The organism is Chryseobacterium sediminis, assembly GCF_008386505.1.
GTDB classification, from domain to species: Bacteria; Bacteroidota; Bacteroidia; order Flavobacteriales; family Weeksellaceae; genus Chryseobacterium; species Chryseobacterium sediminis.
Map to the genome: position 1 here is coordinate 76,027 of NZ_VUNZ01000002.1, position 24,343 is coordinate 100,369.

Genomic DNA, 24,343 nt, shown 5'->3' on the forward strand with positions numbered 1-24,343 from the left:
TCTTTTAAAAATTTTAAAAATTAAAGTACTTCAGGAGCTAATGAAATGATTTTCATATATTCTTTGTCTCTCAACTCACGAGCAACTGGTCCGAAAACACGCGTTCCTCTCATTTCTCCCGCTGCGTTTAGTAATACACAAGCATTGTCGTCGAATTTGATGTATGAACCATCTTTTCTTCTTACTGCTTTTTTAGTTCTTACTACTACAGCTTTAGATACCTGACCTTTTTTAGCGTTTCCTGATGGTGTAGAATCCTTGATAGTAACAACGATTTTATCACCAACTGAAGCATATCTTCTTCTGGTTCCTCCCAGAACTCTAATAACTAGTACTTCTTTAGCACCTGTGTTATCAGCAACTTTTAATCTTGATTCTGTTTGTAACATTATTACTTAGCTTTTTCAATGATTCTTACTAATCTCCATCTCTTGCTCTTGCTCAAAGGTCTAGTTTCTTGGATAAGAACTGTATCACCTTCTGTGCATTCGTTGTTCTCGTCGTGTGCAGTATATTTTTTCGTTTTCAAAACGAATTTACCGTACATCGGGTGCTTTACTCTTGTAGTTTCACTAACAACAATAGTTTTTTCCATTTTATTGCTGGAAACCACTCCGATTCTTTCTTTTCTTAAATTTCTATCCATTGTAAAATGAAATTATTGTTTGTTAGTTAACTCAGTGTTTAGTCTTGCGATTGTTTTTCTCAAATCTCTGATTTGAATCGGGTTTTCAATTGGGCTGATTGCATGAGCTAATTTCAATTTAGAATATTGAGCTTTTGCTTCAGTTAATTGAGCTTGAATATCACCCGCGCTTAAATTTTTAATATCAGCATTTTTCATTGTATTCAAAGATTATAGAGGTTTAACAAAATCGTTAGCAACGATGAATTTAGTAACTACTGGTAATTTTTGTGCTGCAAGTCTAAGAGCTTCTTTCGCTACTTCGTAAGGAACTCCTCCAACTTCAAACATAATTTTACCTGGTTTTACTACAGCTACCCAATATTCAACAGCACCTTTACCTTTACCCATACGTACTTCCGCAGGTTTTTTAGTAATTGGCTTATCTGGGAAGATTTTGATCCATAGTTGACCTTCTCTCTTCATATATCTTGTCGCAGCGATACGAGCTGCTTCAATCTGTCTTGCAGTGATCCAAGCTCCTTCCGTTGCTTTGATCCCAAAAGTTCCGTAAGCAAGTTGACTACCTCTTTGGGCATTCCCCTTCATCTTCATCTTGTGAACTCTACGGAATTTGGTTCTTTTTGGTTGTAACATAATTTCTAAATTTTAGATTTTAGATTTTAGATTTTAGATTTTTTTTAATTTTAAAAAAGTAACGGTAATTTAAAATTCAAAATTTCTAATCTAAAATTTTAATTATTATTGTTATTGTTGTTGTTTTTTCTAGGTCTTCTGTTGTCTCTGTCTCCTCCTCTGTTTCCTCTGTCTGACTGACCTCCTTTTTTCTGTTGTCCCACTAGTGGAGAAAGTTCTCTTTTACCGTAAACTTCACCTTTCATGATCCAAACTTTTACTCCTAGTCTACCGTAAGTAGTGTGAGCTTCTGCCCAGTGGTAATCAATATCAGCTCTGAAAGTTGACAATGGAATTCTTCCTTCTTTGAAAGATTCTGATCTTGCCATTTCAGCACCGTTCAATCTACCAGAGATTTGAACTTTGATCCCTTCAGCACCCATTCTCATAGTACTTGCCATTGCCATTTTAACAGCTCTTCTGTAAGAAATTCTGTTTTCAATTTGCTTAGAAATACTATCAGCAACTAATACAGCGTCTAGTTCAGGTCTTTTGATTTCGAAGATGTTGATTTGAATATCCTTACCTGTAAGTTTCTTCAATTCTTCTTTCAATTTATCAACTTCCTGACCTCCTTTACCGATGATAAGTCCCGGTCTAGCAGTAGTAATTGTAACTGTTACTAATTTTAGTGTTCTTTCAATATAGATTTTTGAAATACCACCTTTAGATAATCTAGCCTCAAGGTATCTTCTGATTTTGTAGTCTTCAGCGATTCTGTCTCCATAATCGTTTCCACCAAACCAGTTAGAATCCCATCCTCTGATGATACCTAATCTATTACCAATTGGATTTGTCTTCTGTCCCATACCTTGATTAATTTTCTTTGTTACCTAAGATTAATGTAACGTGGTTAGATCTTTTTCTGATTCTATACCCTCTACCTTGTGGAGCTGGTCTTAGTCTCTTCAATTGTCTTGCACTATCCACGAAGATTTCTTTAACGATAAGGTTTGCTTCTTCAATATCAGCACCTTCGTTTTTAGTCTGCCAGTTTGCCATAGCAGAAAGAAGTAATTTTTCTAACTTGTTAGAAGCATCCTTCTTAGAATATTTTAGGATATAAAGTGCTTTATCTACCTGCTCTCCTCTAATGATATCAGCAACTAATCTCATTTTTCTTGGAGAAGACGGGCAATTATTTAATGAAGCTTTTACAACGTCTTTGTTAGCTTCTTTTCTTGCGATTGAACTATCTTGTTTTCTTGATCCCATGATTATCTGCTTCCTTTATTTTTGTTACCACCATGACCTCTGAAAGATCTTGTTGGAGAAAATTCGCCTAACTTGTGACCAACCATGTTTTCTGTAACGTAAACCGGGATAAAAGATTTCCCGTTGTGTACAGCAATAGTTTGTCCTACGAAGTCCGGAGAGATCATCGATGCTCTAGACCAAGTTTTGATAACAGTTTTCTTGTTAGCTTCTATATTTGCCTGAACCTTCTTATCTAAAGTATGATGAATGAACGGTCCTTTCTTAAGTGATCTTGCCATAATTATTTTCTTTTAGATACGATGTAACGGTTAGACACTTTGTTTTTCTTTCTAGTTTTGTAACCTTTAGCTGGTTTACCGTTTCTAGATCTTGGGTGACCTCCAGAAGAACGTCCTTCACCACCACCCATTGGGTGATCTACAGGGTTCATTACTACCGCTCTTGTTCTTGGTCTTCTACCTAACCATCTGCTTCTACCAGCCTTACCTGATACAGTTAATTGGTGATCTGAGTTGGAAACTGAACCAATCATAGCCATACATTCAGTAAGGATCATTCTTGATTCTCCTGAAGGCAACTTGATGATTGCATATTTTCCGTCTCTAGAAGTTAATTGAGCTGAAGAACCAGCACTTCTTGCTAAAATAGCACCTTGACCAGGCTTCATTTCAACACAAGAGATTACAGTACCCAATGGAATATTTTTCAATTTCATTGCGTTACCTACGTTTGGTTCAACGCTTTCTCCTGAAACTACTTTCTGATCAACTTTGATACCGTTTGGAGCGATGATATATCTCTTCTCTCCGTCTGCGTACTCTAATAAAGCGATAAATGCAGTTCTGTTTGGATCGTATTCTACAGATTTTACAGTTGCTTCAACGTTTGCTTTGTTTCTTTTGAAGTCAATAATTCTGTATTTCTTTTTGTGTCCACCTCCGGTGTAACGCATGGTCATTTTACCTGTTTGGTTACGTCCACCTGACTTTTTAATACCAACTGTTAGAGACTTCTCTGGTTTGTTGGTAGTAATTTCCTCAAAATTGTTTACAATTCTGAATCTCTGTCCCGGGGTGATAGGTTTTAATTTTCTAACAGACATTACTATTATTTATAATTAATAATTAATTTACAGCAAAAATATCGATAACCTCACCTTCAGCAAGTTTGATTACCGCTTTTTTCAATTTGTTTGTCTTTCCTACTTGAAGACCTTTTTTAGTGTACTTTGAAGAAACCTTCGGAGCATAAATCATTGTGTTAACGTCTGCTACTTTTACACCGTAAGCTGCTTCAACAGCTTTTTTAATCTGGATTTTATTCGCCTTAGGATCAACTAAGAAAGAATAAGAACCTCTTAAATCTGTAAGGTAATTAGCCTTTTCTGAAATAACTGGTTTAATAATAATAGACATGACTTATTTCTTTAAATTTTCCTGGAATTTTTCAACTGCACCTTCGAAGAAAATAATCTCACCTGCATTTACTAAATCGTAAGAACTGATTTCGTTGAAGTTCATTACTTTAGTTTTAGGCAAGTTTCTTGAAGATAAATACACATTCTTGTTAGCTTCAGGAAGAACGAATAAAGATTTTTTACCGTTAAGTTCCAATGCATTTAATACATTGATGAAATCTTTAGTCTTAGGAGCAGCAAAGCTCACATCTTCTAAAACTTTAATGCTGTTGTCTCTCATTTTTTGAGATAAAACAGATTTTTTAGCTAATCTCTTAAGAGCTTTGTTCAATTTGAATCTGTAGTCTCTTGGTTTTGGTCCGAATACTCTACCTCCACCTCTGAAAGTTGGAGATTTGATATCCCCGTATCTAGCAGATCCAGATCCTTTTTGCTTCTTAAGCTTTTTAGTAGAAGCAGTAATTTCGCTTCTTTCTTTTGCTTTATGAGTACCCTGTCTTTGTGCAGCAAGATACTGTTTAACTTCTAAGTAAACCGCGTGCTGATTTGGCTCAATTCCGAATACTGTTTCGTCTAGAGTTACTTTTCTTCCGGTCTCTTTTCCTGATGTATTTAATACTACTAGTTCCATTTTCTGATAATTACATAAGAATTTTTAGCTCCCGGAACAGCACCTTTTACTACTAAAAGATTTTGTTCTTGATCAACTTTTAACACTTGAAGGTTTTGAACAGTTACCTGCTCACCTCCCATTCTTCCAGCCATTCTCATCCCTTTGAATACTCTTGAAGGGTCTGAACCAGCACCGATAGAACCTGGAGCTCTAAGTCTGTTGTGCTGACCATGAGTTGCCTGCATTACACCTCCAAATCCGTGTCTTTTAACAACACCCTGGAAGCCTTTACCTTTTGAAGTTCCTGTTACATCTACATACTCACCTTCGATGAATAGATCAACACTTACCACCTCTCCTACTTTTGCTTCAGTAAATCCATCGTGGAATTCTACTAATTTAGCTTTAGGAGCAGAACCAGCCTTTTTAAAATGACCAGCTAACGCTTTACCAACGTTCTTCTCACTCTTGTCATCGAAACCTAATTGAACAGCTGTATAACCGTCTTTTTCTAAGGTTCTGACCTGTAAAATCGAGCATGGACCAGCTTGAATAACTGTACAAGGAATGTTTTTCCCTTCTTCGTTAAACAAAGATGTCATACCGATTTTTTTACCAATAATACCTGACATTGTTTATATTATAATAAAATTTATCCTTTATTTATCACTATTTTTCGGAAGTCTGAAGTAATTTCTACTTTTGATATAGGCATACTACGCTCCTAAAATGAGTGTGCAAATTTATGAATTATTTTATAACTGACAAATATTTTGAGTAAAATATTTTGATTTTTAATCAATTAGATGATTTTGAAAAAATTCAGAACAACTTTCCCAAAGATTTATTTTGATTTTTAAAAAGAAATTAAGATGAAGACCTTATTGAGCAAGAACAGTAACTCCAACTTCTTCCAGTCCAGCCCTGTCTTCCGTAGAAATACAACTATCCGTAATCAGATAATCCACCTGATCCAAAGCTGCTATTTTTCCAAATCCTTTCTTATTCAGCTTTGAGGAATCTGCGAGAATCACTGTTTGATCTGCACATTCCATCATAATCTGATTCAGGTGGGCTTCTGCAGCATTGGAAGTACTGATTCCGAATTCCGGATCAATACCATCAACTCCCAGAAAAAGTTTATTGCATGAAAACTGCTTAAGAATACCTTCGGAAATAGAACCTACTATAGAGGTAGAACTTTTCCGCACTTCACCTCCCAGCTGTATAATATTAATATTAGGATTATTGCAAAGTTCAATCGCCACCCGTAAAGAAGACGTCAATACTGTAAGCGGACCAAAATTCATCAGCATCCTGGCAAGATAATGCATCGTTGTTCCGGATGCTAAAATAATACAGTCGTTTTCCTGAATCAATGACAAAGCAGCCCTTGCAATAGCCTGCTTCGCCTCCACATTGATACTTTCTTTCTCTACTACATTTTTTTCATAAGCATATCTCACCTGCTTACTCGCTCCTCCATGATTTCTGAAAAGAAGCCCCAGACTTTCAAGATAGTTCAAATCCTTTCGGATCGTAACTGAAGAAACATTGAGTTTTTCACACAGATCCTGAACAAGGACATGTCCTTTTTCATCAAGCTCTTTCAATATTTCATCCTGTCTTGGTATCAGCTTTTCCATTTTATTCGTTTCATCAAAATTACCTTTTTTTTTTCACTTCTTAAAATTTCATTTATTTTCTTTTTGCTTTCATTTTTAATTTATATATTTGAAAACGAAACATAAACGAAACATTTATGAAACGAAACGAAGAACTCAGTAAGTTAACCAATGTAAAAGAATGGGACTTTATTGTCATAGGAGGAGGAGCCAGTGGTTTAGGTTCAGCATTAGACGCAGTAAGCAGAGGATTCAAAACTTTATTGATTGAATCTCATGATTTTGCAAAAGCAACATCCAGCAGAAGTACCAAACTGGTACACGGCGGAGTAAGATATCTTGCCCAGGGAGATGTCGGATTGGTAAAAGAAGCATTGAAAGAAAGAGGACTTCTTGCAAAAAATGCAGCGCATATCGTAAAAAATCAGTCTTTCATTATCCCAAACTATACATGGTGGGGAGGTATTTACTATAAAATAGGACTTTCCATTTATGATTTCCTTGCAGGAAAACTAAGTCTGGGTAAAACGAAATACATCAGCAAATCAAAAACCGTTGAAAAGCTTCCAACTATTGAACAAAATCACTTGATGAGTGGCGTTGTTTACCAGGACGGACAATTTGACGATGCCAGACTTGCGATTAACCTTACCCAAACAATCATTGAAAAAGGCGGAAGTGCAGTTAATTATGTAAAAGTCATCAACCTTCTAAAAGATGCTTCCGATAAAGTAATTGGCGTGGTTGCAGAAGATCAGTTTTCTAAACAACAGTATCAGATTCATGGTAAAGTAGTCATCAACGCAACCGGTGTCTTTACAAATGACATTCTTAATATGAACAACCCTAAGCATGGTAAACTCGTTGTTCCAAGCCAGGGAATTCACCTTGTATTAGATAAATCTTTCCTGAAAAGTGATGATGCCATCATGATTCCAAAAACTTCAGACGGCAGGGTTTTATTTGTTGTTCCATGGCATGACAGAGCTTTGGTAGGAACTACAGATACTCTTTTAAAGGATGAAAGTTTCGAGCCTCGTGCCTTAGAAGAAGAGATTAACTTTGTTTTAAATACGGCAAGACAATATTTAGCCAAAAAACCAACCCGTGAAGATGTAAAATCAGTTTTCGCCGGACTGCGTCCTCTTGCCGCTCCTAAAGACGGAAGCAAAAGCACAAAAGAAGTTTCCCGAAGCCATAAAGTGATTACTTCAGAAACAGGACTGGTTTCTATTATAGGAGGAAAATGGACTACTTACCGTAAAATGGCAGAAGATACTATAAACGAAGCCATGAAAATTCACAGGTTGGGAAATAACCCATCTAAAACAGAACATCTGTCCATTCATGGAAACGTAAAACCGGAACAGGTAGACAGAACGAATCACCTGTATGTTTACGGATCTGATATTCCTTCTATAAAAGCGTTGCAGGAAAGCAATCCTCGTTATGCTCAAAAGATCCATCCGGATCATCCTTTTACAGTAGCCGAAATAGTATGGGCCGTAAAAACGGAGATGGCAGAAACAATTGAAGATATTCTTGCAAGAAGGGTACGTTTACTATTTCTTGATGCAAGAGCCGCTATAGACAGCGCTCATAACGTGGCAAGAATCATTGCTGAGGAAAAAGGATATTCTGAAGAATGGGCTCAGCAGCAGGAAAATGAATTCATTGAATTAGCAAAAGGGTATTTATTAACTCCTTATTCACCTAAAGTTATCAACCTAAATTAGCATTATATACATGAATGAAAAACTGATTCTCGCTCTAGACCAGGGAACAACTTCCTCCAGAGCGATTCTCTTCAATCACAGTGGAGAAATAAAATATGTATCTCAGAAAGACTTCAGTCAGATATTCCCTACCCCAGGCTGGGTAGAACACGATCCAAATGAAATATGGTCTTCACAGATCTCTGTAGCAGCAGAAGTTATCGCAAAAGCCGGAATCTCCGGTCTGGAAGTTGCCGCAATCGGTATTACGAACCAACGTGAAACAACCATTGTCTGGGATAAAGAAACCGGTGAACCTATCTACAATGCTATTGTATGGCAGGACCGCAGAACGTCAAAATACTGCGATGAACTGAAAGAACAAGGACACGCAGAAATCATCAAAGAAAAAACAGGACTTGTTCTGGACGCTTACTTTTCAGCGACGAAGCTAAAATGGATTCTCGATAGTGTAGAAGGAGCAAGACAAAAGGCAGAAGAAGGGAAATTGTGTTTCGGAACGGTTGACACATGGCTTGTCTGGAAACTTACCCGCGGAAAAATGTTTATCACAGATGTTTCCAATGCCAGCAGAACAATGCTTCTGAATATTCATACTTTAGAATGGGATAATGATTTATTAGAATTATTCAACATTCCAAAAGCCATTCTGCCTGCAGTAAAACAAAGCAGTGAGGTGTATGGTGAAACGGCCACTACTCTGTTCTCTACCAAAATTCCGATTGCAGGAATTGCGGGTGATCAGCAGGCTGCATTATTTGGCCAGATGTGCATCACTCCGGGAATGGTAAAAAATACCTATGGAACAGGATGTTTCTTATTAATGAATACAGGAACAGAAGCTGTTTCTTCTAAAAACAATCTTTTGACAACTGTAGCCTGGAAAATCAATGGAGAAGTAAACTATGCATTAGAAGGAAGTGTATTTGTAGGAGGCGCAGCCATTCAATGGTTAAGAGATGGTCTTAAATTGATTCATTCTTCGGACCAGGTGAATGAACTGGCGGCTTCTGTAGAAGATAATGGCGGTGTATATTTCGTTCCTGCATTAACGGGGCTTGGTGCGCCTTATTGGGATCAGTATGCCCGTGGAACTATTGTGGGAATCACCCGTGGTACTACCGATGCCCATATCGCAAGAGCAACATTGGAAGGAATTGCATTTCAGGTTTACGATATCGTAAAAGCAATGGAAGCAGATTCCGGAAGAGCAAGTCTTGAATTAAGAGTAGACGGAGGTGCTTCTGCAAGTGATCTTCTGATGCAGATACAGTCTGATCTTTTCGGCTTTAAAATCACAAGACCTAAAACTCTTGAAACAACAGCTTTAGGAGCAGCCTATCTTGCCGGCCTTGCTGTAGGATACTGGAAAGATATCGCTGAAATTCAGTCTCAATGGATTGTTGATAAAGATTTCCATCCTCAATTGGAAAAAGAACATGTTGATAAAATGGTACACTCTTGGAGAAAAGCTGTATCACGTTCTCAAAGCTGGATAGAAGATTAATTCACTTATCAAAAAAAACTTATATGACCCCATTTATCGCAGAAGTTATCGGGACGATGCTTCTTATATTGCTAGGCAACGGTGTTGTAGCCAATGTTGTCTTAAAAGATACGAAAGGAAATAATTCCGGATGGATTGTTATTACTACCGCTTGGGCATTGGCCGTTTTTGTGGGAGTAACTGTTGCAGGGCCAATAAGTGGTGCCCATCTGAATCCAGCTGTAACCATTGGACTGGCCACTGCAGGAAAATTTTCGTGGGATCTTGTTCCGTCTTATATTGCAGCTCAAATGATTGGAGGAATGCTGGGTGCATTTTTAGTATGGCTTTTCCACAAAGATCATTTTGCGATCACGGAAGATGAAGGAGCCAAACTGGCCTGTTTCAGTACTGGTCCGGCTATCAGAAAAACATCTTCTAATCTTATCAGTGAGATTATCGGAACATTTGTACTTGTATTTGTTATTTTCCATTTTTCTGACCCGAGTATTTCTTTACAGACTGATCCAAATGCCAAAGTTGGGTTAGGTACTGTAGGCGCTATTCCCGTTACCTTTCTTGTATGGGTAATAGGTTTATCCCTTGGAGGAACTACTGGATATGCCATCAACCCCGCAAGAGATCTTGCTCCAAGAATCATGCACGCTATCTTACCTGTAAAAGGAAGTAGTGACTGGGGGTACGCCTGGATTCCTGTTGTAGGACCTATTACAGGTGCTATTATTGCTGCAGTTATATACGGATTTTTAAAATAAAACAAATGATGAAAAAAATCTTAAAGGGAATCTTTCTTCTTGCTATAGGCACAGGAAGATTATTTTCACAGGAAAATGGTGAAACCAAGGAAACCAAAGAAGGAAGACTTGATTTTACAGCCAACATTCAGAACAATCACTTATGGAGAGGGCTTATTATTACTGATAAACCTGTTGTGATGGGAAATCTTTCCTACGCTTTAGATGCGGAGAAGAAATGGAAAGTGGGAATTTGGGGAGCTTCTGCACTAGCGGATGATAAGGATAATACTCATTATAAGGAAATCAATTATTACGTTCAGTATTCTGACGGACGTTTTTATATTGGATTATGGGATCTTTATAATTCAAGAAATATCAATACTGCAGTAGCTGCTGATGACATCTTCAGCTATTCACAGAGAAGAACTGCCCATATTATTGATTTAAGAACAAATTATACTTTCGGACCTTCATTCCCGATCAATATTGAAGCTGACATTATGCTGTATGGAGGAGCCAATGCAGGAGAAGTAATCCTGGAAGCTGACGGAAGTTATAAGAAAAACAGATACTCTACTTATGTACAGGTGAGTTATCCTGTCATTAGTGGTCAGAAAGTAAACCTTGATGCTTTTGTAGGAGCCGGATTTGCTCTCAACGACAAAACTTTTTTATATGGTAATGGCAAAAACAGCTTCGACATTGTAAATGTAGGAGTAAAAGCAGGAAAAGTGGTTAAGATCACAGATCATTACAGCCTTCCTGTATCCATGATGGCCATGTGGAATCCGTCTAACAAATATGCAAGAATTCAGCTTGCGGCAACTGTTTTTTAATCTGAATTAAACTAAATTATAGAAAAGCCACTCTTTTTGGAGTGGTTTTTTACTACATCACTCTTCCTTAAAAAGGAGAATAATTATACGATTCTAAAATATGGTAAAAACCCCATCAATAACCGGGTTTTTACGGAGAATATTTTGCTTAAATATCTATACTTTTGAAAAAAAGATTAATGAAAAAGATTTTCAGTTTAATGATCCTGTGTATTAGTATTTTTACTTTAGCCCAGCAGGTAAAGGTTCCTTTTACCGGACACAGAAGCTTTGATATCATGAAAGGATACAGCGGCACCGGCACTCCTCACTATTATCTGGATATAAAAGCGGACGGTGATGTTCATTTTGGATATGTTCAGGTGAATCAGGCAGACGGAAAAGAAACAACAGAGGAAATCAATGCCGGAAAATATGCCCCTAATAAAGTAATGAAAGTAGTTTTCAAAGAATATGACGAGACATTTCTGGTAAAATTCGACAAAGACAAAATTTATCTTACTGATGAAAGGGGAAATATTCTACATCTTGATGGATGCTGTTCTTCCAGAGAAAGCATCGATAAGGAAACCTGTAAGTGCGAAAGTGAACTTTACAAGTAGTAAAATAATATATAGAGAGAGTCGCTCCATTGGGGCGGCTTTCTTGTTGTGAAAAGCGATCCGTAAAATTAATCACCGGGATTTCACGGTTTATATTCTCCCTAAATATCTTTATTTTTGAAGGATGATTAAAACTCATGAAAAATTTTAAAATCCTATTATTACTTCTCTTTTTTCTTATTGTGTCATGCAGCAGGAAAGAAAATCATCCTTATACATTCTATTACTGGAAGACCAACCTGAAACTGGATTCTGAAGAAAAGAAAATACTAGATCAGGCAACTGTCCCTTACGTATACACCAGATTTTTTGATGTTGATAAAGTGAACGGAAAATTTCAGCCGGTAGCTGTTATCACCAAAGACAAAAGCTTCAAAACAGATAAACAGATAGTTCCCACGGTTTTTATTACCAATCAGACTTTATTGGGTATTTCTGCGGAAGAGATCAGGTTTCTTGCGGAAAGCATCCATCTTTTAATTCAAAAGAAAGCGGATGAGTATCATCTGAAAACCAATAATGAAATTCAGATCGACTGTGACTGGACGGCCGGAACACGGAATGATTATTTTAAATTTCTGAAAGAACTCAAAAAGATCTCAGGAAAGGAAGTTACCTGCACACTTCGTCTTCATCAGGTGAAAGATAAAAAACAGACCGGAATTCCTCCTGTAGAAAAAGTATACCTGATGTGCTACTCTACTTCATCACCACTGGAAAAATCTGACAAGAACTCTATTCTGGACATCAATATTCTAAAAAGCTATCTTTCAAAAATGGAAGACTACCCTATCAAAAAAGTTGAAGTAGCGCTTCCTATTTATTCCTGGGGAATTGTCACCAATCATTTGGGAAAACATAAACTGATCAATGCTTTATCTAAAAGAGATCTTGAAAACCCAAATTTCAAAAAGATATCCGATCATGAAATTCAGGTTTTGAAAGACGGATTTTACTTTGGAAGTTATTTAAACAAAGGTTTCAAAATAAAAACAGAAGAAATCTCAGAAGAACAGCTTAAAGAGGCTATCATTTTTTTACAGAAAAAAATCCCACATTTTAATATTATTTATTATCAATTAGATAGTAAATTTGTGTTAGATCGAAAATTTTAAATCTCTCAGAGATAAAGACATACTGTCAAGACCAAACCATAAACTATTACAAAAATTAAAAAAACACTACGCACCCTATGAAAAAGTATATTCTTTCACTTGCGGTTGTATCACTTTTCTATACACAATCTGACGCCTGTGCGTGGTCAGATCCTGATTATGATTACTTCAACCTTTTCACGCAAACCATCATCAAAGACAAGGCCTATCTTCCTTTTCTGCACAATTATTCCAGCAGGTTCTATGGAGGATACAATCCGGCATTGATTCCTGATGATAATATTGAAACATGGAAAAAGTTCTTTAATAATCAACTTACCTATACCGAGACTCAGAATCTGGTGTATAAGATGAGTATGAACGACCTGAATGCCTTAAAAAATGGAAGTCCAACCAATCCTCTTCTACAAAAGCTAGGAGCAGGATTCTACCAAAAATATAAGGAAGGTCTTGATTATTTGATTGAAGCCAAGTATCTGGAGCCTTATATGAGCATCAATTATGTTGAAAATGAGAATTCATTTTATTATGATAGAGATGCCAACAGGAAAAATGCCACCGCTCTTGACTACAATAAAACGATTGCTGCCTTAACGTCTTTATACAATGCGGCAAGAAACCTTGAAATCAAACAACGTTACGGATACCAGCTGGTACGTCTTAATCATTATACCAGAAATTATGATTCTGCAATGCAGGCTTTCAAAACCTATGTTGCTCCTATCAAATTGAAAGGAACCGTTTACTTTATGTCTCTGGATCAATTGGCCGGGGCACAAAGAGGGCTGGAAATGAACAGCGATGCCAACTGGAATTTCTTTCAGGTATTCATGAACAGCAAAGACCGCAAGGAATCTGCATTTGTTTCTATGAAACTTTCTGATACAGCCTCTTTCAGCAACATCATGAAAAGAGCCAATACGAATGAAGAAAAGAATATGGCTTATTTCCTTTTAGGGTATGAGGACTTCAACAATCCAATTCCTACTATGGAAAAGATGTATGAAATCAATCCTGATTCTGAAATCCTAAAGGTAATGGCGGCAAGAAGCATCAATGAACTGGAAAGAAGTTATCTGCCTACCTATTACTATACTTCAGACGCTGCCAATAGTCCATATATACAAAGAGGAAAAGCCGATAACAATACTTCTACAAAAGATGCTATAGCCACTACCACCACTGAAGTAAAGGAGGAAAAGCTATCTTTCTGGCAAAAAATTGTAAGGTTCTTTAAAAACCTGTTCGGAGGTTCAAAATCTAAAGAATCTGCTGATGGGAAGAAAACAGATCAAAGCGATGATGAATTGCTGGACAATCCAAACAGGATTCCGTTCTATACTACTTCCGGCTATGGATATGATGATAAAATGAAAGACTACCTTGATGACCTTCAAAAATTCACTGACAAAACAAAAGAAAAGTCCAAGGATGAATATTGGCAGATCGCAGATGCTTATCTTAAATTCCTGAAAAAAGATTATAAAGGAAGTACAGAAATCCTGGAAGATATTAAAACAACGAATCCTGAATATCTGGAAGAAATCAAACGAATGAAGGTTTTGAATGACATTGTTTCCCAGCCAAGGATTGACGCTGCCTATGAAGATCATCTGATGAAAGATTATGCAGAATATTTCGTAGAGAAAAAAGTAGAGAAAGACACAGCCACTACAGACAATTTCGATTATTATGGTGAAGTGCCTTCTACTGCAGACTTCCTCAAGGATGTTTTGGCAAACCGTTATTTCCTTCAGGGAGAAGACGGAAAATCATTCCTGATGAACAATAAACTTTCGGATCTTCAGTACAATCCGAATTCTACCCTTGTAAAGAGTGTGGAAGAGTTTTACAGAAAACCTGATAAAACCCAGTTTGAGCAACAGATTATTGCTAAAAATATGGATAGCGTAGGCAATATTGATGCTTTCTTCAATAACATATATGGGGACAGAGCCATGAGACTTGCCGATTTTGAAAAAGCGAAATCTTATTATGAAAAAGCTAAAAACTTTGCCGGTATTCCAAGACAGAATTATGAATGGACCGAAAAGAACGGCCAGACCATCACTCCAAAACAATATACTTCTGCCGAATATAATGGGTTTAAAAATATATCAAATCTTGTATTCGGGCATAATGTTTGGGAAAGTTTCGGAAGTCCGGATACGGAAAGTATGAAAGCTGAGAATTATACTGATTTCCCTTTCATTACAACCAGCATGGACAAACTTGAGTTGGCAAATGTACTGATTCAGCTTAAAAAGATAGGAAACGGAACTGGTGAAAAAGCTGCAAAAGCCAACCAGCTTATTGGAAACTTATTATACAATACCTCTATTTTAGGATATTACCGTCAATTATTTGTAATGGATATTGACAACAGCAATGGCGGCAAATATGATTTCTGGAATACTGACAGAAAGAATCCTTACAAGTATTATTATAAGAACTTCCTGGACACTTCTTATATTGAACCTGACAATTTTGATCTGTCAATCAACTATTATCAGAAGGCACTTAAGCTTTCAAACAATAAAGAAGAAAAAGCAAGAATTTTATTCCAGATGGCAAGTGCTGAACAGGGTAAATATTATCAGTACGAAGCGAAAGCTCCAAAAGATTTTGATTATTCTGATCCGAAATGGTCTGAAAAAGAAGACGCCCGCCAAAAGGAAATGGACAATCTTAAAAATCAAAAATACAGAACCTATTTTGCTCAGTTGAAAGCACAGTATTCCGATACTGAAACAACGAAAAACTTAATGGGAAGCTGTAGTTATTTCAGCTATTTTATGAGATAACATCATTCATAAAAAAACCTCTGAATTATCAGAGGTTTTTTATTTTTATCTTGTATTGAAAAATATTCAATAATTATATTTTAGAGTTTTAAGGCAAATGCACATTTATTTTTTGTGTTCCTGCTTCTGAATCCATTCTTCATGTTTTCTTTTAAAGAATTCGTACTTGTAATCCTGATTTCTCTGCGCAGCATCAATGGAATGGGAAGTATGAATATCTGCATCTTTTTTAGCAAGCTGAGCCAATTTTTCATAATAAATATGAAGCTGGTCCAATTCTGCTTCCGTAAGGTCTTCAATATCTACAATTCTGTTGCTCGCTTTTTCGTGAGCGGCTATAATTTCATTCAGTTTGATTTGTATCGCTTTTGAATCTTTATTCTGAGCCTTTTGAATGAGAAACACCATGAGAAAAGTAATGATTGTAGTTCCGGTATTGATTACCAGCTGCCAGGTTTCAGAGTAGCCAAAAAAAGGACCTGTGACCGCCCATATTACCACGATCAGGAAAGCTCCTATAAAAGCAATTGGACTTCCTGTAAATTTTACAGCCCAGTTTGAAAACTGTTCAAAAAAATGATGTCCTTTATGACTCATAACTTCTGTTTTTAATATAATAAATTTATAAAAATTAATCAGAAATTATGGAAAAGTTAAGAATATGAGGTATCTAAATATTTCAGGCTATTTTATTTCATTTTTCTGAATCTATGCCACCAGATCAGAAATCCAGTCACCGGTAATGAACAACCGATAAGAGAAACTATAAAGTAGAGAATGATACTTGGCAGTCCCATGATCTCTCCTGTATGTAAGGGTTTGGCTAAAGATGTAAACTGTTTGTTCAAAGGTTTGTCCGAAAACAGTTCTTTTGTTTTGAAAACTCCGGTTTTATCAAATGTCACTTCATCCGGAAACATCATTCCAAAGAAGTTTTGTCTGTTGGTTTTGATAACAACATATCGTGGATTTTCTTTATTGGGAAGTTCTATACTTGTAACGGCCTTGTAAGGAAGATGGCGGTCTGCCAGCTTTACAATCTTATCTACGGAAGCGGAAGTAACGTCTTTCAGATTTTTCTTTTCGTCCTGTTTCTGAAGCATATCTTCCAGAAGTCCTCCGAACGCATCATCTCCACTGTCTTTTTCTTTTGAAATATTGTCTATTGACGATCCTCCCAGACTTATGATAAGCGTATTTTTCACCCACGGGTAGGTCACATACAATCCTGTAACGGCAATAAAGAAGAGCATCAGAAAAGTATAAAATCCCAAAGTATTGTGCAGATCATAATTGACCCTTTGAAATTTTGCTTTGAACATAACAGTGAGCCCTTGTTTCAAAAACTTCAGTTTCTTTGGAAGCCAGAGAATAAATCCTGAAATCAACAGAATACAAAACATAAGAACTGAAGCTCCAACAATCTGTCTTCCGGCATTTCCCATCATCAGATTTCTATGAAGATCCAGAACTGTTTCAAAGAACCGTCCCGAACCAACATTGGGCTGTCCCAGTATCTCTCCTGTATATTGGTTATAGTAAGTACTTTTGTCCAGATTATCTTCACGGTAACCGATCACATAGCTTTTCCCATTGTCATCGGGAATCATCAGAGAAGTAAGTTCTTTATTATGTTTTAATAATTCTGCCTGAATCAGATCAGGGTTCATTGCTTTTCCTGAACCCGGGCTTATGTATACTTTATCCCTGTTGCTAAAATCAATAATCTGATTTTTGAATGCATAAAGACAGCCGGTAAGACACATTATAAAAACAATACTACTTGATAAAAGTCCCAGCCAGAGATGAGTGATCCACATCAGGTATTTTGTAACCGATTCGTTTTTTCTTTTTTTCCTGTAAAGGCTTTTAAGTAAAATTCTCATTGTTTAACAGCAAAAAACATTAAGACAGTAACACCGTCTTAATGTTTTAAATTAAAATTGATATGAATAAATTAAAAAAAGTTAATACAAATTCGGGGTAAGAAAGCATGAAGCTTTTGACGGAAGTTATTTTAGTCTAAAAGATTACTGGTTTAACTTTAATCTACATTCACCAAATTGAATACGTTTTCTTAAAAGTAGCAAGAACTTTTAGCTCAAAATCATATCCATCTCCCTTCTCCATGCTTCCAGCCCTTACTGGTATTAATATCGTTTATTTTCTTCCTTTGAACTGAACTTCTTTTACGATTGTTTCAAACTTCGTATAATGTTCAGGACTTAGGGCTTTCTTAATAGCATCCTTTCTCTGGGTATCAAATTTCTCCCAGTATTCTTTAGCCAAATCGTTATTCCCGTGATATACATCGTGAGCATCATTGAAGGCCTTTTCAAAAGCATCGTTAGCTGCATTTACTACTTTGAATTCATCTTCGGAAAGCTGTGCTTCCGTTTTGATTCTTTCTAGTAAAGCATTGTCATATCTTGGTCTTTTTCTTGAATTTTCATCTACAAACTTATTGAACTTTTCCATCTGCGAACCATCTAAAACGGTAGCCATTTCAATAGACTGCTGCGCTCTCAGTTCTTCATTTTTTATTCCTAAAGCAACCCGATCCATATTACCTCCCTGAGCTTTTGCTGCCTGAAAGTTCTGTTCCTGAAGCTGCTGATATTTTGCAGTGATTTCATTAAAGTTTTTTTCCTGTTCAGCAGTAAGTTTCACTTCTGTTTTAAACTGGTTGTAATCTATTCCTTTCTTTTTGTCTCCGGAACATGACACAGCCGCAGCACCAAGAGCCAATGCTAAGAATACTGTTTTGATACTTTTCATAATAAATGATTTTGTTGATTAGAATTTATAGTTTACCTGTACAGCAAAGTTTCTAGGCTGAATCTGATCGATATATCCTCCTCTAAAATAAGAGCTGTATCCTACAGTATCAAAGATGTTATTAAAGAATACTCTTATTCCCATTCCATTTTTCAGTGTATATCCTGCCTGTGCATCTACTGTGGTATATTCCGGCATATCGAAAGGTTTGTCTCCAGGCTTCACACTGTTCAGGTGACCTGCGGTAAATGTTTTCTGAGTCCATTCATCAACCGGTCTTTTTCCTACATAATAAATTCCTGCCCCTACATCAAGTCCTGATAAAGTACCTTTATTGAATTTATAATTTAACCATCCGTTTGCAGTATGTTTAGGAGCATTCATTGGTGCAGATCCGTTCATGTACGCCGGGCTGTCCTGATACTGAGCATCAAGATACGCCCATCCGGACATTACCTGAAGGTTCGGAAGAATTCTTCCTATCAATTCTACTTCCACTCCTTTTCTTCTAAGGTTTCCGGCAAGACCGTACATCGTTTGTTTGTCGATCACAACAGGGTTATAATTTTCGTCAAGAATAGTGAAAGAAAGGTGATCTGTTTTAATGTCAAATACCGTTACATTAAATCTTAAACGCTCATTAAACCAGTCTGATTTAATCCCAGCTTCCCATTGTTTTGTCATTGACGGACCTACTCTTCCACCATCTAAAAGGAAGTTATTAGAAGATCTTAAAGATGTTGTTGTGGTATATGATCCAAATACATTAACATTTGGAAGCGGAGAAACGATCAATCCGAAATTAGGATTCCATGTATCTACAGATTCATTGGCAGAACCATTAAGTCGGCTATAACGAAGTCCCAAATGAGCTTTTACATATTTTCCGATCGTCATCACATCCTGAGCCATTGCTCCGATACTTGGTGTTAATACCGCATTTGATCTTCCCAGGTTTTTATAGATGACATTCACCGGAAGCTGATTGGGAATATTTCCGTTCACTACATCTACAATATCAAGCGGATTAGCCGCATAGGTTGTGTTTCCGATTTTTGTGGCACGTGCAGTAATTAAATTCCCTGGTGCAATTGAATTTTTGTATGCTTCAAAGGTTGTAGAAGAGGTTTCTGTTTCTCTCCAGTCAAAACCAACCTGGAATGTATGATTAATAAATCCTGTCTTTATCTGCTCTCCGATGAAGTCTAATTGTAATACTTTGTTGATATCTTCTCCCTGTGATTTTCCTATGGTACGCTGTCTGATATTATAGTTGGTTTCACCAGCCGGCAATGATACGGATGAAGCTTCAGAATCTGTATTGCTTACAGAATTAACGAAAGCCGCTCTCACTTTTAATTTATCTGTAAGGTTACGTACAATTGTAGTTGCAAAGTTGAAGGTCTCAGTTTTTGAATAATCAGATGCATAGCCTAAAAACTTTCCTTTTGGCATATGATATAATGCTTCAACAGTTCCTGGCGCAAGGTTTATTGTTCCTCTGTCCGGTGTTCTTTTATCATGAAGATAATCCATTTCCACATTGATTAATGTCTTATCATCCGGACGGAAAGCAATGGATGGGTTTACATAAATCCTTTCTCCCTGTACATGGCTTCTGAATGAGTTATTATTTTGGTATGCTCCGTTGAATCTCACTGCTACTTTTCCCTGAGAATCCAGTACTCTCTGGAAATCTACTGTAGGTCTGTAAAAATCCCAGCTTCCATAACGGAATCCTACATTAGTCTGATCAATAAACTGAGGTCTTTTTGTTACAACATTAATTACACCTCCTGCAGATCCCAAGCCATTTCCTATTCCCTGACCAATAGCAGCAGATCCTTTGATAACCTGAATGCTTTCTACTCCCTGCATATCAGTAATCATCCCTGCAGTACGGAAATCTGAATCCAGCTGAACCCCGTTTTTCAGTACAGGAACTCCACGATATCCTCTGATGGACATACTTTCGTTTCCTCCTCCATAGCTTGAAAATAAGGTTACCCCGGGAACATTTTTGGCAACATCAGTGACTGTAAGCGCTCCTAATTCTTCAATTGCTTTATGGGAAATCACGGAAATACTTTGAATCTGATCTCTGGTTTTCAATGGCAATCTGGTAATTGCATCCAACCCTTGTGGCTGTTTCTTTTTTTCACCAAACAGTTCTACTTCTTCAATTTTCTTGTGCTTAACTGAATCATTTACTTTCTGTGCATTGGCCAGAACTCCACCCAATAACAGCAGAGAAAAGGATACTACTTTATTCATCTGATAATTTTTGACAAAATTATTATTTTTATTAATTCTAAATAAATAAACAAGAGTGACATATGTCACCTGAAAAAGAAGTATTAATGTCAGATCATTAATCTCTGCCAGAGACTCTTTACAATCCCCAAACAGATCTATACTATCGTTAAGGGTAATTCCTTTAAGGGTTTTTATGGTTATGGAAAGTACAATCAAAAAAAAGCATATCTGATGGTTGATCAAATATGCTTTACTTAGTTTTTTAGATTATATCAAAAAAAATCCGTCCCTAAAAAGGAACGGATTGTATAATCATTGCAAAGTATGCAGTTATCACACTTTAATTTCAACGTCTACACCTGAAGGAAGTTCTAATTTCATTAGAGCATCAACAGTTTTAGAAGAAGAAGAGTAGATATCCATTAGTCTCTTGTGAGCTGATAATTGGAACTGCTCTCTTGCTTTCTTGTTTACGTGCGGAGATCTCAACACTGTGAAGATTCTCTTATTCGTTGGCAATGGAATTGGACCGTTTACAACAGCACCAGTAGCCTTTACCGTTTTTACGATTTTCTCAGCAGACTTGTCTACCAAGTTGTAATCGTAAGATTTTAGTTTTATTCTGATTCTTTGTGACATTTCTTTAATTTAAAAATTAACCTTTTGCTTTAGCTATGATTTCTTCAGCAACGTTTTGTGGAGTAGCTTGGTACTTCTCTAATTCCATAGAAGAAGTAGCTCTTCCTGATGAAAGTGTTCTTAGAGTTGTTACATATCCAAACATTTCAGAAAGTGGAACAGAACCTTTGATTACAACAGCACCGTTTTTCTCTTCCTGACCACTGATAGTACCTCTTCTTTTGTTAAGGTCACCAATGATGTTACCCATATATTCTTCCGGAGTTACAACTTCCAGTTTCATAATAGGCTCCATAATTACTGGCTTAGCAGCACGTCCCGCTTCTTTAAATCCTAATTTAGCAGCCATTTCAAATGAAAGAGCATCAGAATCCACTGCGTGGAAAGATCCATCTTTAAGAGTAACTTTAATACCTTCAACTTCGAAACCAGCCAAAGGACCGTTCTTCATTGCAGCTTTAAAGCCTTTTTCAATTGCAGGAACAAATTCTCTAGGAACGTTACCACCTTTGATCTCATTGATGAATTCTAAACCAACTTTTCCTTCGTCTGCAGGTCCTAGTTCGAATACGATATCAGCAAATTTACCTTTACCTCCAGATTGCTTTTTGTAAACTTCTCTGTGGCTGGCAACTTTTGTTAAGTTTTCTTTGTATTCTACCTGAGGTTGTCCTTGGTTAACTTCAACTTTGAATTCTCTCTTCATACGATCTACAATGATATCTAAGTGAAGCTCACCCATACCAGAGATAATCGTTTGTCCAGAAGCTTCGTCAGTTCTAACCGTAAACGTAGGATCTTCTTCAGCCAATTTAGCTAAAGCGTTACCCATTTTATCCTGGTCAGCTTTAGTTTTAGGCTCAACAGCGATACCAATTACCGGATCAGGGAAAACCATCGATTCAAGAACGATTGGGTTTTTCTCGTCACACATTGTATCACCAGTTTTGATAGACTTGAATCCTACCGCTGCACCAATATCACCAGCTTCAATATATTCTACTGGGTTTTGCTTGTTAGCGTGCATCTGATAGATTCTAGAGATTCTTTCTTTATCTCCTGAACGAGTGTTCAAGATATAAGAACCTGCATCTAGTCTTCCTGAGTAAGCTCTGAAGAATGCTAATCTTCCCACGAACGGGTCAGTAGCAATCTTAAATGCTAATGCAGAGAAAGGCTCATCTACAGATGGTTTTCTTGTGATTTCAGCGTCAGTTCTTGGATCAGTACCTTTGATATCATCTTTATCCAATGGAGAAGGCAAGTATTTACATACTGCATCCAACATAAACTGTACTCCTTTATTCTTGAATGAAGAACCACAAGTCATTGGGATAATAGATAAATCGATAGTAGCAGCTCTCAATGCAGCATTGATTTCTTCTTCTGTAATTGAATCCGGATCTTCGAAGAATTTCTCCATCAAAGTTTCGTCATATTCAGAAACAGCTTCTACTAGTTTCTCTCTATATTCAAGAACTTCATCTTTCATATCTTCAGGAATTGGCACTACTTCAAAAGTAGCTCCTTGTCCTGCTTCATCCCAGATGATCGCTCTGTTTTTAATTAAGTCAACAACACCTTTGAAATCTTCTTCAGCACCGATTGGTAAAACGATTGGAACTGCGTTAGATCCTAACATTTCTTTAACCTGGTTTACCACGTTAAGGAAGTCAGCACCTTGTCTGTCCATTTTGTTTACAAATCCCATTCTAGCAACTTTGTAGTTGTCAGCAAGTCTCCAGTTTGTTTCAGACTGAGGCTCTACTCCATCTACTGCAGAGAATAAGAATACCAATCCATCCAATACTCTTAAAGATCTGTTTACTTCTACAGTGAAGTCAACGTGTCCCGGTGTATCAATGATGTTGAAGTGGTAAGGCTTAGTTTCAGGTAAAGCTTTTCCTTGATCTGTTGGAAAGTTCCAAGAACAAGTGGTAGCTGCAGAAGTAATAGTAATACCTCTTTCTGCTTCCTGCTCCATCCAGTCCATTGTAGAAGCACCATCGTGAACTTCTCCAATTTTGTGGTTTACCCCTGTATAGAATAGAATCCTTTCTGTAGTGGTAGTCTTACCTGCATCAATGTGAGCAGCGATACCAATATTTCTTGTAAATTTAAGATCTCTTCCCATTTCAGATTAGAATTTGAAGTGTGAGAAAGCCTTGTTAGCTTCCGCCATTTTGTGAGTATCAGATTTCTTTTTGAAAGCAGCACCTTCTTCTCTTGAAGCAGCTACAACTTCGTTAGCTAATTTCAAAGCCATAGACTTATCATTTCTAGCTTTAGAATATTTGATTAACCATTTCATTGCCATAGAAATTTTTCTATCAGCTCTGATTGGCATAGGGATTTGGAAGTTAGCTCCACCTACTCTTCTAGAACGTACTTCTACGTGAGGCATTACATTTGTAAGTGCATCTTTCCAGATTTCAAGTGCAGTTTTTTCGTTATCTCCTTTTTTAGTTTCTACGATCTCTAATGCATCATAGAAAATTTTGAATGCGATTGACTTCTTACCGTCAAGCATTAAGTTGTTTACGAATCTCGTTACCAATTGATCATTAAATTTCGGATCTGGTAACAACGGTCTTTTTTTCGCTTTTGTCTTTCTCATTGCTTTTGTACCTTATTTAATGATTATTTTTTCTTTCCTTTTGCAGGAGCAGCAGCTGCTTGTCCTGGTTTAGGTCTCTTAGCTCCGTACTTAGATCTTCTCTGAGTTCTTCCATTTACACCAGCGGTGTCTAATGCACCTCTTACGATGTGGTAACGTACTCCCGGTAGGTCTTTCACCCTTCCGCCTCTAACCAATACTATCGAGTGCTCCTGTAGATTGTGTCCTTCGCCCGGGATATAGGCATTCACTTCTTTACCGTTAGAAAGTCTTACCCTTGCAACTTTTCTAAGTGCAGAGTTAGGTTTCTTAGGTGTAGTTGTATATACTCTCGTACATACACCACGTCTTTGTGGACAAGAATCAAGGGCAGCCGATTTGCTCTTCTTGGCAAGCGTGGCTCTTCCTTTTCTTACTAATTGTTGAATAGTAGGCATTTAATTGCTTTTTATTTTAGGGTGCAAAAATAGTAATATTTTTTTAATCTGCAAACACTTATATAAAAATTAAAATCAAATACTT

27 protein-coding genes are annotated in these 24,343 nt (G+C 36.9%); 7 read left to right on the top strand and 20 right to left on the bottom strand.

Features of this window, described 5'->3' with window-relative positions; genetic code table 11:
- Positions 1 to 20 precede the first annotated feature (20 nt).
- From rplN to FW780_RS12500, 12 genes are all read right to left on the bottom strand, one after another.
- Positions 21 to 389, bottom strand: a complete 369-nt coding sequence (gene rplN, locus FW780_RS12445) for a 50S ribosomal protein L14 (protein WP_002983226.1) — start codon at positions 387 to 389, stop codon at positions 21 to 23.
- A gap of 2 nt (positions 390 to 391) precedes the next feature.
- Entirely contained in the window at positions 392 to 646 is a 255-nt protein-coding gene (rpsQ, locus tag FW780_RS12450; protein WP_027371715.1) for a 30S ribosomal protein S17, read from the bottom strand.
- A gap of 12 nt (positions 647 to 658) precedes the next feature.
- Entirely contained in the window at positions 659 to 844 is a 186-nt protein-coding gene (gene rpmC / locus FW780_RS12455; RefSeq protein ID WP_034694678.1) for a 50S ribosomal protein L29, read from the bottom strand.
- 12 nt (positions 845 to 856) lie between these two features.
- On the bottom strand, positions 857 to 1,282 hold the full coding sequence (gene rplP, locus FW780_RS12460; RefSeq protein WP_002983219.1) for a 50S ribosomal protein L16: 426 nt from the start codon (positions 1,280 to 1,282) through the stop codon (positions 857 to 859).
- 98 nt (positions 1,283 to 1,380) lie between these two features.
- Positions 1,381 to 2,130 (bottom strand): 30S ribosomal protein S3, encoded by a 750-nt coding sequence (gene rpsC / locus FW780_RS12465; RefSeq protein WP_034694675.1) that lies wholly within the window; start codon positions 2,128 to 2,130, stop codon positions 1,381 to 1,383.
- 7 nt (positions 2,131 to 2,137) lie between these two features.
- Positions 2,138 to 2,536, bottom strand: a complete 399-nt coding sequence (rplV, locus tag FW780_RS12470) for a 50S ribosomal protein L22 (RefSeq protein ID WP_047096818.1) — start codon at positions 2,534 to 2,536, stop codon at positions 2,138 to 2,140.
- A 2-nt stretch (positions 2,537 to 2,538) separates the two neighbouring features.
- Positions 2,539 to 2,817: a 30S ribosomal protein S19 gene (rpsS, locus tag FW780_RS12475; RefSeq protein WP_034678015.1), complete on the bottom strand. Its 279-nt coding sequence runs from the start codon at positions 2,815 to 2,817 to the stop codon at positions 2,539 to 2,541.
- A 2-nt stretch (positions 2,818 to 2,819) separates the two neighbouring features.
- A complete protein-coding gene (gene rplB / locus FW780_RS12480) occupies positions 2,820 to 3,641 on the bottom strand; it encodes a 50S ribosomal protein L2 (protein WP_027381305.1) in 822 nt (273 codons plus the stop codon).
- Between the two features lie 22 nt (positions 3,642 to 3,663).
- A complete protein-coding gene (rplW, locus tag FW780_RS12485; RefSeq protein ID WP_047376571.1) occupies positions 3,664 to 3,954 on the bottom strand; it encodes a 50S ribosomal protein L23 in 291 nt (96 codons plus the stop codon).
- Positions 3,955 to 3,957: 3 nt separating this feature from the next.
- Entirely contained in the window at positions 3,958 to 4,587 is a 630-nt protein-coding gene (gene rplD / locus FW780_RS12490) for a 50S ribosomal protein L4 (RefSeq protein ID WP_047422406.1), read from the bottom strand.
- Positions 4,578 to 5,201: a 50S ribosomal protein L3 gene (gene rplC / locus FW780_RS12495; RefSeq protein ID WP_047422405.1), complete on the bottom strand. Its 624-nt coding sequence runs from the start codon at positions 5,199 to 5,201 to the stop codon at positions 4,578 to 4,580. The genes rplD and rplC overlap by 10 nt, the downstream gene beginning before the upstream one ends.
- A gap of 249 nt (positions 5,202 to 5,450) precedes the next feature.
- Positions 5,451 to 6,215, bottom strand: coding sequence for a DeoR/GlpR family DNA-binding transcription regulator (locus FW780_RS12500; protein WP_167510706.1), 765 nt, complete (start codon positions 6,213 to 6,215; stop codon positions 5,451 to 5,453).
- A gap of 116 nt (positions 6,216 to 6,331) precedes the next feature.
- Here FW780_RS12500 and FW780_RS12505 point away from each other — a divergent pair, with 116 nt between their 5' ends.
- The 7 genes from FW780_RS12505 to FW780_RS12535 all read left to right on the top strand — a co-directional run bounded on the left by FW780_RS12505 (position 6,332) and on the right by FW780_RS12535 (position 15,531).
- The gene (locus FW780_RS12505) at positions 6,332 to 7,930 is read left to right on the top strand and encodes a glycerol-3-phosphate dehydrogenase/oxidase (RefSeq protein ID WP_149833908.1); all 1,599 of its coding nucleotides are present in this window, start codon (positions 6,332 to 6,334) and stop codon (positions 7,928 to 7,930) included.
- 10 nt (positions 7,931 to 7,940) lie between these two features.
- Positions 7,941 to 9,437, top strand: a complete 1,497-nt coding sequence (glpK, locus tag FW780_RS12510) for a glycerol kinase GlpK (RefSeq protein WP_149833909.1) — start codon at positions 7,941 to 7,943, stop codon at positions 9,435 to 9,437.
- Positions 9,437 to 10,192, top strand: coding sequence for an MIP/aquaporin family protein (locus FW780_RS12515; protein ID WP_317131562.1), 756 nt, complete (start codon positions 9,437 to 9,439; stop codon positions 10,190 to 10,192). Before glpK ends, FW780_RS12515 begins: the two co-directional genes overlap by 1 nt.
- Positions 10,193 to 10,197: 5 nt before the next feature.
- A complete protein-coding gene (locus FW780_RS12520) occupies positions 10,198 to 11,010 on the top strand; it encodes a hypothetical protein (RefSeq protein WP_407643678.1) in 813 nt (270 codons plus the stop codon).
- A 179-nt stretch (positions 11,011 to 11,189) separates the two neighbouring features.
- Entirely contained in the window at positions 11,190 to 11,612 is a 423-nt protein-coding gene (locus FW780_RS12525) for a hypothetical protein (RefSeq protein WP_149833911.1), read from the top strand.
- Positions 11,613 to 11,749: 137 nt separating this feature from the next.
- Complete coding sequence (locus tag FW780_RS12530) at positions 11,750 to 12,727, top strand: hypothetical protein (RefSeq protein ID WP_149833912.1); 978 nt, start codon at positions 11,750 to 11,752, stop codon at positions 12,725 to 12,727.
- Between the two features lie 77 nt (positions 12,728 to 12,804).
- A complete protein-coding gene (locus FW780_RS12535; protein WP_149833913.1) occupies positions 12,805 to 15,531 on the top strand; it encodes a hypothetical protein in 2,727 nt (908 codons plus the stop codon).
- Positions 15,532 to 15,636: 105 nt separating this feature from the next.
- On the opposite strand, the gene FW780_RS12540 is transcribed toward FW780_RS12535, so the two are convergent.
- From FW780_RS12540 to rpsL, 8 genes are all read right to left on the bottom strand, one after another.
- A complete protein-coding gene (locus FW780_RS12540; protein ID WP_149833914.1) occupies positions 15,637 to 16,128 on the bottom strand; it encodes a low affinity iron permease family protein in 492 nt (163 codons plus the stop codon).
- Positions 16,129 to 16,220: 92 nt separating this feature from the next.
- On the bottom strand, positions 16,221 to 17,417 hold the full coding sequence (locus FW780_RS12545) for a PepSY-associated TM helix domain-containing protein (protein ID WP_149833915.1): 1,197 nt from the start codon (positions 17,415 to 17,417) through the stop codon (positions 16,221 to 16,223).
- Positions 17,418 to 17,691: 274 nt separating this feature from the next.
- Entirely contained in the window at positions 17,692 to 18,309 is a 618-nt protein-coding gene (locus tag FW780_RS12550) for a hypothetical protein (RefSeq protein ID WP_149833916.1), read from the bottom strand.
- 18 nt (positions 18,310 to 18,327) lie between these two features.
- On the bottom strand, positions 18,328 to 20,583 hold the full coding sequence (locus FW780_RS12555) for a TonB-dependent siderophore receptor (RefSeq protein ID WP_149833917.1): 2,256 nt from the start codon (positions 20,581 to 20,583) through the stop codon (positions 18,328 to 18,330).
- A 315-nt stretch (positions 20,584 to 20,898) separates the two neighbouring features.
- Entirely contained in the window at positions 20,899 to 21,204 is a 306-nt protein-coding gene (gene rpsJ / locus FW780_RS12560) for a 30S ribosomal protein S10 (RefSeq protein ID WP_002661363.1), read from the bottom strand.
- Positions 21,205 to 21,220: 16 nt separating this feature from the next.
- Positions 21,221 to 23,338: an elongation factor G gene (gene fusA, locus FW780_RS12565; protein WP_149387749.1), complete on the bottom strand. Its 2,118-nt coding sequence runs from the start codon at positions 23,336 to 23,338 to the stop codon at positions 21,221 to 21,223.
- 6 nt (positions 23,339 to 23,344) lie between these two features.
- Positions 23,345 to 23,821 carry a 30S ribosomal protein S7 gene (gene rpsG, locus FW780_RS12570; protein WP_034694654.1) on the bottom strand — a complete coding sequence of 159 codons (477 nt, stop codon included), beginning with the start codon at positions 23,819 to 23,821 and terminating at the stop codon, positions 23,345 to 23,347.
- Positions 23,822 to 23,844: 23 nt separating this feature from the next.
- Positions 23,845 to 24,258 (bottom strand): 30S ribosomal protein S12, encoded by a 414-nt coding sequence (gene rpsL, locus FW780_RS12575; protein WP_002983146.1) that lies wholly within the window; start codon positions 24,256 to 24,258, stop codon positions 23,845 to 23,847.
- Between the last annotated feature and the right edge of the window lie 85 nt (positions 24,259 to 24,343).